Raw genomic sequence first — 14258 nt, 5'->3', positions numbered from 1 at the left:
ACTGAATTTGGCACCCTTTCACCATGCGCAAACTATGATAGCTAAAACACAAGCATTGATTTTTCACACTTGCCACGCAGCATATAAGGTGTCATGGGGCTGTTACATTCACCGTTAGCACGTTTGGGCGTGCCGCTACTTATCTTCCTTGTTTTTGCTGCCGGTTATCACCCGTTGCTGGCCTCGCTTTCGCCATACCTAAACTTACTCTATGCCGCGCCCTTCTATTTATTATTTACTGCCCTGCTATTAAGTCACTTGTTCAAGAGTGCGCGTGTTGGCATGACTGTGGTGATATTGCTTATTAGCTACACCGTCATTTTAACCCGGCTGCAATCACCACTGACTGACGGCACAACCTATTTGGAATATGTCCTTCTGGTCGTATTGTTGCCGATTAATTTGCTCTATATTCGCATCACCCGCGATAGAAAGCTGACCTCGCTGTATGGCTTGTTATTTTTTGCCGCTATGGCACTCGAGATTGGCTGGGGCGCGCTGTTAGTGATGCAATATGGTGAATTGGCGACCTGGCTGTACCAACATCCAGTGTTTGTGCGCATCCCCGCCTTTAGCCCATTGCCCCTGCTTTTGATTGTAATGCTACTGATTGCGCTGTGTATGGCCGCGATACGTGTTTTACATAAAAACAGTATCGATGATCATGCCACCTTTATCGCGCTCACCTGTACATCAGTCACGGTGATCTTTTTTGATATGGCCTATGTGTCATCATTTAGTTTTGCCATTGCCGGCTTACTCCTTATTGCCAACCAAGTCGCGTTTAGTCATCAATTGGCCTTCTTAGATGGTTTAACCGCCATTCCAAGTCGTCGGGCATTGCAAGATGAGTTAAAGCACCTCGGTCGCCGTTATACCATCGCCATGCTCGATGTGGATCACTTCAAGCGCTTTAATGACACCTATGGCCATGAAACCGGTGACGATGTGTTAAAACTGGTGGCGAGTTTGCTGTCACAATGCGAAGGTGGCGCAAGCGCTTTCCGCTACGGCGGGGAAGAATTTACCCTTTTATTCAAAGGAAAAACCACCGATCAATGCCTGCCTTTTCTTGACGCATTGCGAGAGGATATTGCCCAGTACCCGTTGGTACTTCGTGAAGAAAACCGTCCCACCAACCCGAGTGAAGGCAAGCAAAAACGAGGACAGAAAAAAGATAGCGCAACCGTTCATGTGACTGTCAGTATCGGCTTCGCCGATGCCTCGCAAGCCAGCCAACCGGATGAAGTGTTGCAACTGGCCGATCAAGCGCTGTATAAAGCTAAACAGGCGGGAAGAAACTGTATTCGAGGAAGCGAATGATAAAGCTAGGGTTAGTGTTTACCTTCATCCTGTTGCTAAGCGCATGTAGCAGCTCACCATCGGATCCGGACTCAAGCACAACGCCCGTCTCCTCGGCTCACTCACATTCCGCAAGCAGCCAAGCGTTGCACTACGCACTGACCCAGCACTACCAGCAATGGCAAGGCACGCCTTATCGTTGGGGAGGCACCTCACGCCAAGGCATCGACTGCTCAGCTTATACCCAGCGCGTTTATCGTGATGCGCTATCCACGCCCTTACCGCGCACAACTCATGGCCAAGCAAAGGGCGGCTATCCGGTTGATTATCAGGATGCTCAATTGGGCGATTTGGTTTTCTTCCACATTCGCCCCGGCTTGCGCCATGTTGGTATCTATCTCGGCAACCAGCAATTTATGCATGCGTCCACGTCACAGGGAGTGACAGTGTCACGCCTCGATAACCCTTATTGGCAAGCGCGCTTCTGGCAATTCCGTCGTTATTTCTGAGGAGAGGCTTTTGACTAAGTGGCAAGATGGCCTTTTAACCTCTCTTATATCCCGAATTCGTTTTGAATCGACATATATGTTCACAAACCGATCTTTTCTGTAGAAAGCTATTCAATTTCTCAATCCATGCGATCCATTTAACGAAATGTGCAGGCTAAAGTGTGACTTATGTCTCATTCCTATTTATTTTGATCATGGTTTAATATTTGAAAACCAAATAACACCAAAAATAATAATTTTGTTCAGAGAAGAGTACCTAGAAAACAAAAGAAACCAGTTAAGTGCTCTGTATGGAAGTCCATTAACGGTTGGCAATAAGAATATCAGATTCGGTATTTTTATAAGCTTAGTTATCTTTATTATTCTCGCGATCTCGTTATTTATTATTGAATTACCCAGAGTAATCAACGCTGACGGTGAACTTACCTATAGCAATGGCATTATCACTATTACCAGCAATGAGAGTGGCAGTATTAGTGGCTTTAATTTTGACAATGGTGATCTGGTAGATAAAGGGCAGTCGTTACTGTTTATAACCAATGATGAGTACGACCAATATGGCAACTCGAAATACACTAAGCTGTTGTCATTACTCAATGACACAAAAGAAAAAATACAAATGGATAAAGTGGCACTGAAAGAGAAATACGCTCTGTCTAACGACAATATTCGCCAAGAATTAGCCTTAATTGAACAAAGCCGTCATAAAACCGCGCGGGTCTTAGCCGACTTGTCGCAAGTCGAACGTAACTATCAGCAAGAGCAAGCGGTGCTCAAGACACAAAAGGAGCAAGGTCTTGTGACGCGCAGCGAACTAAGAAGCTTCAACTACGAGTATGCGTCGTTGCTCAAAGACATCGCCTATGAACGTTCAAAGTCGGTTGAGTTGGACACAAGGTGGCAGAACTTAAATAACCAGAATGCGATGCTGGATCTCAACCACTCGCTGCAGGTCAACGAGCTGACTCGTCAGTTCAACGAGATCCAGCAACGTATTGATGAGCTGAGCAGCGCGTTTAAGACCCAAGTGGTTTCGCCGATCTCGGGCACGATTTATAACATTCACTATAAGAACAATCAGGCCATTAATAAGGGAGAACCCCTGTTTGATATTTTGCCTAATAATGGTGAGTTAGTGGTCAAGCTGAGCCTACCGTCAAAAGACATAGGATTTATCGAAGTGGGTCAGCGCGTTGAAATAAACTATGACTCTTATCCGTCAATTAATTACGGAAAACATTACGGAACCATCAAAGCTATTTCTGGGGTATCGAGTGAAAGCGACTTAAATACAGGCTCAACGCTGAACAAACAGTTTTCGGTCAGTGTTGCATTACACTCGAATACTATTTATGCCGATCAAAAAATAAGAGAGTTAAAAGTCGGCATGAAAGTCGCCGGCAGGATCATATTAGGAAAACGCAGTTTGATTGACTGGGTGTTGAGCCCGCTAAAAATCACCGCGCGTGACCTCAACAACAGCTCGGATTAATCGATTAACGCTCTCAAGCATCTATATACATCATGGCTAAGGATAGTGATGATCAATTTACGTTAAGGATATCAATCAAAATAGGAAAATGACTATGAAACCAATCAACACGAAAGATCTTAAAAAAGTCGCCGGTGGCAGACGGCCTCATAGCAATAACTGGGGAGGTGGTTCACACCGAACTTAATCCCATCGCATAACGTTAAGAGAGTGCTCCGCACTCTCTTTTTCTGAGGAACCCTCACAGTGAATATTCCCAGCCATCTCTTAATCCCCTTCACGGCTCAAAGAGTCGTCGATGCACACGTTTTCTGGTGCGCGGACCATGACGAACAAGCCCTGCTTGACTCGTACGCGTATGTGATCCCAAATGGAGAAACCTTTACCGACCTGATCCTCGATCCGAGTCAACCCAAAACCTTCCATGCCGAACGCTACGGTGGGATCGGTACCGCTCTGAATGGTGGAGGAGCACGTGTCGGATTGAGTGGCGCCTACCAAGTCAAAGGCATTGGTCGTACTCCCGTTGCAGGTGCCACGGCCGAACAGTGGTACTCCTATGGGGCACTGACACTGACAGACGCCATCCATGAAACCATTAATTATCATCTCGTCAATGCCCTACTACCGCATGGTGCGGTGCCCATCGCCGGCATCATAGCGACTGGGCAAGACAGTGCGCTAGCCGAAACTGACACTCCGGATGATCTCAGCACACGATTTGGTCAGGGGGCATTGTTGATACGACGCAGTTCGATTCGCCCTGCGCACTTTCTGCCTTGTGAAGATTACCAGCCACTCAGCGCGCTGCCCTACAGTGAGCTGTCACGTGTCAAAAGTCTCGTGCGACATTGGTGTGCTCAATTCCAAAACGAGGAAGATGTGATTGCCTGGATGTCTAAATGTGTACTCCGGTTTGCGCGTCAGATGACGAAAGCACGCGTGTGCCGTCTCTATCACGGCGCGCCGTCTTCGTCGAATTTTACGATTGACGGCACTTGGCTGGATTTGACTAACACCTCCTTCAGTCTGAGCGGGCACAATCAAGGGTACCCGTATAAGTGGCTCGATGATGTGAATCTCGAATCGCTCACCTTTGAGCCTTGGTTCTACTTTGTGTGCAAATATCACCATCTGGCGCTCAACGTCAGGACATTTACTCAGTACTATCGCGACGCCATCACTCACTATGAGCCCATCTATGCCCTATCGGTGATCGGGATCGATATTGCCGAATGGCCAAACGAAGTCATTCAGTCTCTTGCTATGCCCTTGGCGCAGCGCATCACAGACACCTTATATACCCCGATCCACTCTGCTGCCAACGGCGTATGGGATCGTCGACTAGCCGAGTTCATTCTGACGCTGTTTAACCAAACGTCATACCCGGGACACCACGCGCTGATACTGCTGCTCCAAGAGCTCAACTTGGACACGCACGCCTGCCTGTACACCGCGTTACGCCGTTGCCTGATGAGCAGCGTGTTTGAGAAGCAACAGGTTAAGCGTACACTGGCGCGCCACAGCGTAAACCTGACGGACCATCAGCAGACGGTCCAAGACTACATCGACTGCAGCGCTTGGGCTTTCGAGCACAGCGACGTGGTTTTACGCCACGGTGATCTTGAGATCACCGTGTCCGCCGAGAGCCAAGGATACTGTGTCAATCAATCCGGCCATACCAAATCTGGGCTCTCACTGGAGCGCCTATTGGCCATCACTGAGTTGCCAAGTTTTCTTGCTCCCTATCTCACCGAGTTTCATTATTACAGAGAACGTTTTTCATGCTGATCGACAACGTCACCCATAAACTGGAGAGTGCTCTGCTACTCCGAGTGCAATTACAGTTAGGCCTTGAAGCGCATGCACTGTCGCTGCTTTATGCCGCCAACAAGGCCGCCACGTTAGAACTGCTCGCCAACGAAAAAGGAGAAATGGTTGGTTACGTGGTCATGCACCCCATTGATGTGCACGCCTTTCATGCGCTAGTTCGTTGGAACGAATGGCCACTGACGCTGAGTGAGTACCAATCCGGCCCGGTTCATCTCGTGACTGAGGTGTGTGCCCTACCGAACTCCGGTTTCCAGAAACCGTTGCGTCGGCTAATCAAACAATACCGCTACCTGGCTTTTGCCCGCAAAGGCGCTTGGCAGTTACTCGCACCCCATAAACGCCAGCACTGGCAGTGGGCCCAGCAATGACCGCCTTACTGGAACACCTTCAGTTCAACCCGGCGTTCTCTGTCACCCCGGTGTTGCAAAACGAGCTCGCTGAGTGTGGGCTCGCTTGCCTCACCATGTTGCTCAATGCTCACGGGAAAGAAACGCAACTGACCACACTGCGCACCCGCTATGCATTGTCTGCCTATGGCATGGATTTATCGGAATTGATGGACATAGCCGCGCATGAAGGGCTGATCACTCGCGCCATGCAGTTGGAGCTGGATGAAATCGATCAACTCTCTCTCCCCTGCATTCTGCACTGGGACATGGCGCATTTTGTCGTGCTAACGAAAGTCGGGCCAAACAGCGTCACCATTTGCGACCCCGCCAAAGGGATGGAAAAGCTGTCCTTCGAGCAACTGAACACCCATTTCACCGGGATCGCCTTGGAAGCTGAACCTTGTTCTGAGTTTCGTAAAGAGCCAAACACGGTCTCCTTTCGGCTGCGAGACTTGTTACTCGGTTGCCGCGGCATCACCAAGAACCTCACCATCATCAGCCTGTTGAGCCTATTGTTGCAGTTTTTGCTGATGACCACGCCGATCTTCACCCAGATCATGCTTGATAACCTGGCACTCAGTCTCGATGAAACCTTGTTGTTTGTCTTTACTGGCGTGTTTGCCCTCACGCTCGTGTTGCGCCTCGCACTCAATTATCTCCGCGATCAGGTGGTCGTCCATTTCACCAGTAAGCTCAACATCATTTTTGCTGCCAAGCTGATCCATCATTTGCTTGGCCTGCCGCTGACCTATTTTCACAACCGCCATATTGGCGACATTATCTCGCGCTTTACTTCGATCGAGAAAGTAAAGGAAGCTTTTGGTCATACCATGGTGGCCTCATTAGTCGATGTCTCACTGTTGCTGATGTCACTGGTGATCATGTCGCTCTACAATCTGGCCATGTCACTGATGGTCTTGGCCATATTTGCCCTCTATTTGGTGTACCGTTTCGTCACTTATGACCGATATAAACAAGCGACCAATAGCTTGATTGGCGCATGCGCCGCTCAGGAGTCCAGCTTTATCGAAACCGTGCGTGGAATGGGCACAGTAAAGGCGATGGGGTTTACCCCTGCTCGCACCGAAGCCTGGCTCAACAAGTACGTGAATTTCATCAATCAGGACATTGTCATCACGCAAGCGGAAATTCGGTTTCGCCTAGCACGCCAGTTGGCCACCGGCTTAGCCATGTTAGTGGTCATCGTCCTGTCGGCGCTTGAACTTAATCAAGGTCACATCACGGTTGGGATGTTTGTCGCCTACCTGTCCTACCTCGCCCTGTTTACAGAACGCGCGGAGTCGGTGGTCGAGTCCATCATTGAACTGAAAATGATCCGATTACACCTCGAACTACTGGCGGATATTTTTTCGGTCGAGGCAGAGCCAATCCGACCGATCAGCGCCACGATACGGGCACAACTCACCTTCGATACCCTGTCGGTCAAAGGCTTGTCTTATCAGCCCGATCCGCGCAGTCCGATGATTTTTCACGACGTCTCCTTTGATGTCAAACGCGGAGAATCGCTCGTGATTGTTGGCGCCAGTGGGCAAGGAAAAACAAGTCTACTGCGGTGTCTCCTCGGTTTGCTCAACGCTTCTGAGGGCGAAGTCTTGATTGATAACAAAAGCGTCAACTTACGTCAGTTGAAAGGTGAAGTAGCCTGTGTGATGCAGGACGACCAATTATTTTCAGGCACCGTGGCAGATAACATCTGCTCTTTCCAATCGATCAGAGATCATGCTCTGATGGTGGAAGCAGCACAGCGCGCCGATCTCGATATCGAGATCGACAACTTACCCCTTGGATATGATACCTTGATCGGCGATATGGGTTCCTTACTCAGTGGGGGGCAGAGGCAACGCTTACTGCTCGCGCGTGCTCTGTATCGTCAGCCAAAAATTCTGCTGTTAGATGAAGCGACCAGCCATCTTGACACACTTAGCGAACAAAAGATCAACGCCAATATCGCTGAGCTGAACATCATAAAAGTCATGATCGCCCATCGACAAGAAACCATTGCTTCTGCGGATAAGGTTTATCCATTATGATTCTACGTTATTTGTACCACGTCATCCTCGTGCTATTCGCTCTTGTGAGTACAGTCACTGACGCGAAAACGCAACTTTCTTACCCGACTCAAGATGACTGGATGCACCACACGCAAGTGATTAGTCAATATTGGATGCAGCCCGATGCCTATGGCACACCACGAGGACGATTCCCAACCTTTCGCTGTGACAACGGCCGCCTGCCCTCACCAGAGGCTCTGTGTCAGGAGTTGGTGGATGTGAGAGCTAAAGACAAGTTAGGCCGGCGTTACACTCGAATGCAGTCTCGTCAGATCTACACCTATCTGGCTTTGTTCCATATTACTGGGGAGCCCGACGCCCTCTCTATCGCTTCGGCGGGTGTTCAAGAACTGTTAAAGATGAGACTACCACAAGGAGGATTTGCGCTTTACGTAGACATTAATAATAAGGTCAGCGAAGAACCTGCCTCAGCGCAAGATGCGGCTTATGCTCTATTAGGCCTAGCCATGTATGATTACCTCACTCGCGATGCGGCCGTGCACCACATCCTACTTCAAGAAATCGATACCCTGTTTAAGCGCTACTATGATCCAGAGAACAAGGCTTTGAACTGGTGGCCACGCTCGACGTCTAGCACTCCACAACGCGAGCTGGTCGCACAACTCGATCAACTCACGGCCTATTTGAACCTAGTCAGCTTGGTTAGTACGCCACAAGAGAACATCCAGTTAAGCCAGTACCGCCAATGGGTGGTTGATGCGCTCATCGATCAGTATGTAGATCTCGAGCAATGTCGCGTCTTCGGCGCATTACATGACAATGGCACGATGTTATCCGAACATGAGCATAGTGACTTTGGCCATGCTGTCAAAACTTGGTGGAACCTGCTCCTCAATCGTGACTTACTGACTCACGAGCATCAACAAAAGGTACAAAACTGCCTAGCACAAACTCTTAACCAAGCGGCTCGTGAGCTGCCCGTCACCGAGCTGATGTCATACCTCCCCAACACCAAGCGCGACAAATGGGCTAGCGCAGGTACCCAAATCACTTGGAAAGGCTATCACGATGAAAACTACATCAACTCTTGGCAATGGGTCGAGCTGGATCAGGGGCTCATCATCGCCAAATTAGTCGGGGAAGATTCATTGCAGGCAAGCTTGGCCAGTACCACTTGGCAGTTTCTTGATGCGTGGGTGGATATGGTCCACGGTGGCGTAGGCCTAAACCCACACACTAATAAGCAGTTCGACTGGCTAAATGGCTATCATCACACCGAACATGCACTGTTTGGGCTACTCGCCACTCAACGTATCTACGCTCACCCAGTCACACTGTATTTCGCCTTTACTTCTGAGCAATCGGACGCGTTTTTTCCCTACCTGCTCGGCGGTCGGGTAGTCAACACCACCCCACTCACCCTGCCCAACCGTCGCGGTAGTAACGTAGTATTTGATCGTATCCACGTCCCAAAAAAATTAGCCCATGATTAAGTATGAGAAAAAAGACAATCGCTCCCAAGAGAGCGCATACCTAGTCGGTTCAGATAATTGGTTTACTGTCCGAGCCGCGCAGGAGATTGCCAAGTCGCCCCGCCGCATTATTGTTCTCGTGGTCTTGGCCGTGCTCTGTTTATTCGCGCCAGCGATCGGCGCTATCAGCCAGTTCATTCAGGCATGGCTGAATTAACTCGAGCATCTCCGCTTGGTATTTTCTCCACGCAAATTGGCAAGGGCGCTTCTGGCAATTCCGTCGTTATTTCTGAGGCGAGGCTTTTACCGAGTCAGCCAGTTCGCAACAGGGTTGATAGCGCGGACACGTGACGACATGATCATTGACCATGCCAAGCGCTTGCATCAGCGAATAACAAATGGTCTCGCCCACAAACTTAAAGCCACGTTTTTTCAAAAAGCGACTCATGGAGCGGGACTCGTCGGTCGCGGTGGCGACATCGGCATCCGATCGGTGGTGGTTAACAATCGGTACACCGTCAGTAAACTGCCAAAGTGCTTTCGCCAAGGATCCATACTCTTCCACCAGCGTCACTGCCGCTTTCGCATTGGTAAACACAGACGCCACTTTCAAGCGATTGCGGACAATCTCGTGATTGGCCATGATCTCAGCAATATTCGGCTCAGCCACGTTTGCCAGTTGATAGAAATCGAAATCAGAAAAAGCGGCGCGATACGCGGAACGCTTTTCTAAAATCAGCCGCCAACTTAATCCTGCTTGCGCACCCTCTAAGCAAATGAACTCAAAGATCGCTTGATCATCAAATGTCGGCACGCCCCACTCGGTATCGTGATAATGCCGCTCCGACTCACTCTGCTGTGCCCATTGGCAAGGTTCCATGACAATTTCCCTTAAAGTTGGTTGCATGATGGTAATGCATTTGTTCCGATTGTCCGCGATTTTGTTGTTCATGCCACGAAATCAGCGAGTTAACTCCGTATAAATCTGTCGATTTCGTTAACATGTCGCTATCTTTGATCGCTACAAGTCTATGAAACGTAACATACTCGTTGTTGTCAGAGTGCATTCACTCTCAGTGGTAACCATAAAGGAAAACACGTGACAAAAAAGCATATTCTTATCACAGGGGCAGGACAACGGATCGGCTACGCGCTTGCTTGTCACTTTCTTGCCCAAGGGCATCAAGTCACTGTGTCGTATCGGACACCGCGCCCCCAAGTGAGTGAGCTTATCGAGCGAGGCGCCCACTGTATTCAGGCGGACTTTTCTACCGATGCCGGCATCCACGCATTTATCCAAGCCATTGACGCGCACAATCCGGTGTTTGATTGCTTAATCCATAATGCCTCATCGTGGAACAGTGAAAAGCAAAGCCAAGATTTCGCGGCTTTGTTTGACAGCATGATGCAAATCCACGCCAAAACGCCTTATCTGATCAACATGGCGGCAACCCGATGGATGAATAGCGGCGACATTATTCACCTGACCGATTATGTGGCACATAAAGGTAGCGCAAAACACCTTGCCTATGCCGCGAGTAAAGCCGCGCTTGAAAACCTCACGCTATCGTTTGCCCAACAACTCGCCCCCGACATCAAGGTAAACAGTATTTCCCCCGCGCTTATCATGTTCAACGACGGCGATGACGATGCCTACCGTGAAAAAGCGCGCAAAAAATCGATTTTGGGCACCGTGCCCGGCGAGCAGGAAGTGATCAACGCCTGCGACTTTATTCTTGCCAGTCAGCATATGACGGGCCAATCCCTTAAACTCGATGGCGGACGCCATTTAGCGTAATTGCCTAACTGGAAAGCACAATGATGAATGACGCTGTGATCAAAATTACCAACCTACGTTTGCGTACTTATATCGGCTTTAACCCCGAAGAGCAGGAGAAAAAGCAAGACGTGGTGATTAACGTAGAAATTCACTATCCCGGCCACAAAGCCAGCCAAGAGGATAATGTTGACGACGCACTGAACTATAAAGTGATCACCAAAGCGATTATCGACTATGTTGAGAATGGCCGCTTTTTGTTGTTGGAAAAACTGGTCGCCGGCGTGCTCGACATTGCACGCGATCACCACTGGGTGCGCTATGCACAAGTGACTATTGATAAGCCGCATGCACTCAGATTTGCCGACTCTGTCTCATTAAGCCTAAGTTATACCGCTAACGAGTCGTAAGACCACACAGAGTTCGTTAGAATTATTCGAACATCTTGTTCAAGGTGAACGGCTTCTCTATTACCTTTCACCTTATATACTGTGTTGGATAAGTAATTGGGAGCGGGAACAAATGACACCGAAAAATAGCTACGATCGCGTTATGCGTACGCTACATTGGCTATCGAGTCTCGTTATCGTTGGCCTTTTCGCTGTCGGATTATGGATGGTCGATTTGAGCTATTACAGTAGTTGGTATCAAACTGCGCCACACTGGCACAAATCGATAGGCATATTACTGGCGATAACGACAGTCGGTCGACTTGTGTGGAAAGCAACACACACTATGCCCACCGTTGAAGGTAAGGCTTGGGAACGCAAAGCAGCGACCGCGGCACATCACACGATTTACTTGCTCCTCGCAGTACTGTTTGTGTCTGGGTACTTAATTTCTACCTCAGATGGCCGAGGTATCGACGTGTTTACTTGGTTTACCGTGCCGAGTGCTGGGGAGCTTTTCCCTAATCAGTCGGATATCGCAGGTGACGTACACTATTATGTTGCCATTACCCTGATTGCCTTAGCCGCTGTTCACGCATTGGCTGCGTTAAAGCACCATTTTATCGACAAAGACAATACGTTACGGAAGATGATCGGAGGAAACCCGAAATGAAAAAACTCATGTTAGCCATGGGAATTAGCGCCGCGACACTCTTATCTGGGCCTGCATTGGCAGACACTTATATGATTGACACCAAAGGCGCACATGCCTCTGTCAACTTCAAAGTGCCTCACTTAGGCTACAGCTTTATCAAGGGTCGCTTTAACAAATTTGATGGTCAGTTTGAATTTGATCCCAACAACATTGGCGCGTCTAGCGTGACAGTGACCGTTGATACCACCAGCTTGGACTCCAACCAAGCCGAGCGTGACAAGCATATTCGTAGTGCGGATTTTCTTAACGCGAGCAAGTTTGGCCAAGCCACTTTCAAGAGCACCAAGGTCACAGATAACGGCGATGGCTCAATGACTATTGCAGGCGATCTCACCTTGCATGGGCAAACCAAGCCGATTGAAATTGACGCTGAACTCGTCGGTCATGGTGAAGATCCTTGGGGCAACTACCGCGCTGGCTTTATGGGCAACACTCGCCTCGAGCTTGCTGATTTCGGCATTGCCACTATGGGTCCAGCCACGTATGTCGATATGGAGCTGCACGTAGAGGGTATCCGCCAATAGTAGAGGGCATCCGTCAATAAGGGATAACGCTTTCCCTCCCAACTAATCCACACGCCCCGGCACCTGCTGGGGCGTTTATTATCGATCCCTAAAACATTCACTATACTCATCAAAGCGGCGCCTTGGTCTGGCGATGATATCCATTGTTCGATAAGGATACCTATTTATGAGACTCACCTCTTTTAAGCGTCTTTCCTTCGTTTTGGCTTTCTGTCTCGCCACAATTCCAGCACAAGGGGCGATGAAAATTGTTACCGCAGTCAACGACGCTTGGCCTCCTTACGTCACTCGAGATACAGCTAAACCGGGCTTTTCTGTTGAAGTAGTGACCGCTGCCCTTTCTACCCAAGGCTATGACACCAAGTTCTTACTTTTCCCTTGGGCGCGCGGCTTGTACGAAGTCAGAAATGGGCGAATCGATTTAATCACCACCACTTGGTACACAGACGCACGCAGTGAATTCCTGCTCTACAGCGAACCCTATTTCGCAACCAATATCGATATCATGATGCGAAAAGACACCTTTTTTGACTTTACTGGACCAGAAAGCCTTGCTGATAAGCGGGTCGCTAGCGTGCGTGACTATGGTTATGATTCGTGGTTTTTAGACGCGGATTATTTTCAACGGGTGGAAACCACCTCGTTAAGATCAAGCTTACAAATGCTCGCTGCCAAACGGGTCGATCTGGTCGTGGGCAATCGCTTTGTGATGCAACACGAGCTCGAACCCTTAAACCTAGATGCTGATGATTTTCACTTTTCCCCCACTCCGATGATCAAACAACATATCCATGTCACCGCCGGCAAAGCCAACCCTAAGGCGCAAGAATATATTCAAGCCTTTAACCGCGGGTTAGAAATAATCAAACGGAATGGCACCTTTGACGATTTGAAGCAAAAATACGGGCTGCTCTTACCAGATGATACCACTGCAGAGTAAAACCCAATGCAGAGTGAAACCCTATCGTCATAGTTGCGGGTTAGTATAGCCATATACGTCTCATTACATCAGTTTGGCTATGACTTCTCCGATTAACATTGCATTCTTCGACTTAGACGAAACACTGATTGCCACCGACACCAAGCAAGCGTGGCTGGAATACCTTTGCCAGTGCGATCTCGCCCCGCAAAACGTGGTCGACCAAGAAAAACAAGCGTATCTGGATTTTAAAAAAGGCCGCATCAACCTTGAGCAATATATGCAAGTGCAGTTGAGCCCAATTAAAGGAAAATCCACTCAAACTGTGGCTGCATGGGCGACCGACTTTATCGATCAGCGCGTCGCTCCCGTGGTAGTGCCACAAGCGTTAGAGCGCATCGAGTGGCACCGAACACGAGGCGATCACTGTGTGCTGGTATCGAATACCGCCGCACACTTGGCAAGGCCGATTGCCGAACTACTCAAACTCGATACCGTGATTGCGATTGAGCTTGAAACATTAAATGGCGTGTATACAGGCAGCATATCCCATTGCGTGCGTGATTTTCGTGGCAAGCATGACTACATGCAGGCATGGCTATCTGACCGTCATGACACGGTCGGCCACACATACGGTTACAGTGATTCGCACTGGGATGTCCCCTTGCTTGAGCAAGTTGACAGCGCTTTTGCGGTTAACCCGGACCCGCACTTAAGCCTGCATGCCCAAGAAAAAGATTGGACCATTATGGAATGGGCTCGCTACGACACCATTCGTGATTAGTAAAAGATCACAGGAAACGTGACGACAGGGCGCCTCGTGTGCCCTTTTTAATAACACCTACTTGAGAATGATTATCATAACCGTTATCTTTAACGTATGATCGGCTGGCGACCTCACGCC

Annotated in this window: 15 protein-coding genes; 14 read left to right on the top strand and 1 reads right to left on the bottom strand. The window is 49.1% G+C overall.

Annotation, left to right across the window (positions count from 1 at the left end):
- Positions 1-93: 93 nt before the first annotated feature.
- The 8 genes from N7E60_RS15275 (at position 94) to N7E60_RS15240 (ending at position 9247) form a co-directional block, all read left to right on the top strand.
- A complete protein-coding gene (locus tag N7E60_RS15275; protein ID WP_269598968.1) occupies positions 94-1323 on the top strand; it encodes a GGDEF domain-containing protein in 1230 nt (409 codons plus the stop codon).
- On the top strand, positions 1320-1811 hold the full coding sequence (locus tag N7E60_RS15270) for a C40 family peptidase (RefSeq protein ID WP_269598967.1): 492 nt from the start codon (positions 1320-1322) through the stop codon (positions 1809-1811). The genes N7E60_RS15275 and N7E60_RS15270 overlap by 4 nt, the downstream gene beginning before the upstream one ends.
- A gap of 145 nt (positions 1812-1956) precedes the next feature.
- Positions 1957-3303 (top strand): HlyD family secretion protein, encoded by a 1347-nt coding sequence (locus N7E60_RS15265; protein ID WP_269598966.1) that lies wholly within the window; start codon positions 1957-1959, stop codon positions 3301-3303.
- A gap of 246 nt (positions 3304-3549) precedes the next feature.
- Positions 3550-5094: a hypothetical protein gene (locus N7E60_RS15260; protein WP_269598965.1), complete on the top strand. Its 1545-nt coding sequence runs from the start codon at positions 3550-3552 to the stop codon at positions 5092-5094.
- Positions 5088-5504, top strand: a complete 417-nt coding sequence (locus N7E60_RS15255) for a hypothetical protein (protein ID WP_077662488.1) — start codon at positions 5088-5090, stop codon at positions 5502-5504. The genes N7E60_RS15260 and N7E60_RS15255 overlap by 7 nt, the downstream gene beginning before the upstream one ends.
- Entirely contained in the window at positions 5501-7576 is a 2076-nt protein-coding gene (locus N7E60_RS15250; RefSeq protein WP_269598964.1) for a peptidase domain-containing ABC transporter, read from the top strand. The genes N7E60_RS15255 and N7E60_RS15250 overlap by 4 nt, the downstream gene beginning before the upstream one ends.
- Positions 7573-9051: an AGE family epimerase/isomerase gene (locus N7E60_RS15245; RefSeq protein ID WP_269598963.1), complete on the top strand. Its 1479-nt coding sequence runs from the start codon at positions 7573-7575 to the stop codon at positions 9049-9051. Before N7E60_RS15250 ends, N7E60_RS15245 begins: the two co-directional genes overlap by 4 nt.
- Positions 9044-9247: a hypothetical protein gene (locus tag N7E60_RS15240; RefSeq protein ID WP_077640001.1), complete on the top strand. Its 204-nt coding sequence runs from the start codon at positions 9044-9046 to the stop codon at positions 9245-9247. The genes N7E60_RS15245 and N7E60_RS15240 overlap by 8 nt, the downstream gene beginning before the upstream one ends.
- Before the next feature lie 66 nt (positions 9248-9313).
- Here N7E60_RS15240 and N7E60_RS15235 read toward each other — a convergent pair whose 3' ends face one another.
- Entirely contained in the window at positions 9314-9910 is a 597-nt protein-coding gene (locus tag N7E60_RS15235) for a DNA-3-methyladenine glycosylase I (protein WP_269598962.1), read from the bottom strand.
- A gap of 219 nt (positions 9911-10129) precedes the next feature.
- On the opposite strand from N7E60_RS15235, the gene folM reads away from it, so the two are divergent.
- The 6 genes from folM (at position 10130) to N7E60_RS15205 (ending at position 14138) form a co-directional block, all read left to right on the top strand.
- Positions 10130-10828, top strand: a complete 699-nt coding sequence (gene folM / locus N7E60_RS15230) for a dihydromonapterin reductase (RefSeq protein WP_269598961.1) — start codon at positions 10130-10132, stop codon at positions 10826-10828.
- 23 nt (positions 10829-10851) lie between these two features.
- Entirely contained in the window at positions 10852-11217 is a 366-nt protein-coding gene (gene folX / locus N7E60_RS15225; protein ID WP_077457218.1) for a dihydroneopterin triphosphate 2'-epimerase, read from the top strand.
- Positions 11218-11329: 112 nt separating this feature from the next.
- Positions 11330-11869, top strand: coding sequence for a cytochrome b (locus tag N7E60_RS15220; protein ID WP_269598960.1), 540 nt, complete (start codon positions 11330-11332; stop codon positions 11867-11869).
- Positions 11866-12435 carry a YceI family protein gene (locus N7E60_RS15215; protein WP_269598959.1) on the top strand — a complete coding sequence of 190 codons (570 nt, stop codon included), beginning with the start codon at positions 11866-11868 and terminating at the stop codon, positions 12433-12435. The genes N7E60_RS15220 and N7E60_RS15215 overlap by 4 nt, the downstream gene beginning before the upstream one ends.
- A gap of 166 nt (positions 12436-12601) precedes the next feature.
- Complete coding sequence (locus N7E60_RS15210) at positions 12602-13375, top strand: substrate-binding periplasmic protein (protein WP_269598958.1); 774 nt, start codon at positions 12602-12604, stop codon at positions 13373-13375.
- Positions 13376-13454: 79 nt separating this feature from the next.
- On the top strand, positions 13455-14138 hold the full coding sequence (locus tag N7E60_RS15205) for an HAD family hydrolase (RefSeq protein ID WP_269598957.1): 684 nt from the start codon (positions 13455-13457) through the stop codon (positions 14136-14138).
- Positions 14139-14258 lie beyond the last annotated feature (120 nt).

It is taken from the genome of Salinivibrio proteolyticus, from assembly GCF_027286365.1.
In the GTDB taxonomy this organism is placed as follows: domain Bacteria; phylum Pseudomonadota; class Gammaproteobacteria; order Enterobacterales; family Vibrionaceae; genus Salinivibrio; species Salinivibrio proteolyticus.
Note: the sequence above shows the minus strand (reverse complement) of the source record. Positions and strands in the feature narration are given on the sequence as shown.

Coding starts and splice junctions, on each gene's coding strand:
- N7E60_RS15205 (WP_269598957.1), top strand. CDS start 13,455: ATGACTTCTCCGATTAACATTGCATTCTTCGACTTAGACGAAACACTG.
- N7E60_RS15250 (WP_269598964.1), top strand. CDS start 5,501: ATGACCGCCTTACTGGAACACCTTCAGTTCAACCCGGCGTTCTCTGTC.
- N7E60_RS15210 (WP_269598958.1), top strand. CDS start 12,602: ATGAGACTCACCTCTTTTAAGCGTCTTTCCTTCGTTTTGGCTTTCTGT.
- N7E60_RS15275 (WP_269598968.1), top strand. CDS start 94: ATGGGGCTGTTACATTCACCGTTAGCACGTTTGGGCGTGCCGCTACTT.
- N7E60_RS15270 (WP_269598967.1), top strand. CDS start 1,320: ATGATAAAGCTAGGGTTAGTGTTTACCTTCATCCTGTTGCTAAGCGCA.
- folX (WP_077457218.1), top strand. CDS start 10,852: ATGAATGACGCTGTGATCAAAATTACCAACCTACGTTTGCGTACTTAT.
- N7E60_RS15220 (WP_269598960.1), top strand. CDS start 11,330: ATGACACCGAAAAATAGCTACGATCGCGTTATGCGTACGCTACATTGG.
- N7E60_RS15265 (WP_269598966.1), top strand. CDS start 1,957: ATGTGCAGGCTAAAGTGTGACTTATGTCTCATTCCTATTTATTTTGAT.
- N7E60_RS15245 (WP_269598963.1), top strand. CDS start 7,573: ATGATTCTACGTTATTTGTACCACGTCATCCTCGTGCTATTCGCTCTT.
- N7E60_RS15240 (WP_077640001.1), top strand. CDS start 9,044: ATGATTAAGTATGAGAAAAAAGACAATCGCTCCCAAGAGAGCGCATAC.
- N7E60_RS15235 (WP_269598962.1), bottom strand. CDS start 9,910: ATGGAACCTTGCCAATGGGCACAGCAGAGTGAGTCGGAGCGGCATTAT.
- N7E60_RS15255 (WP_077662488.1), top strand. CDS start 5,088: ATGCTGATCGACAACGTCACCCATAAACTGGAGAGTGCTCTGCTACTC.
- N7E60_RS15215 (WP_269598959.1), top strand. CDS start 11,866: ATGAAAAAACTCATGTTAGCCATGGGAATTAGCGCCGCGACACTCTTA.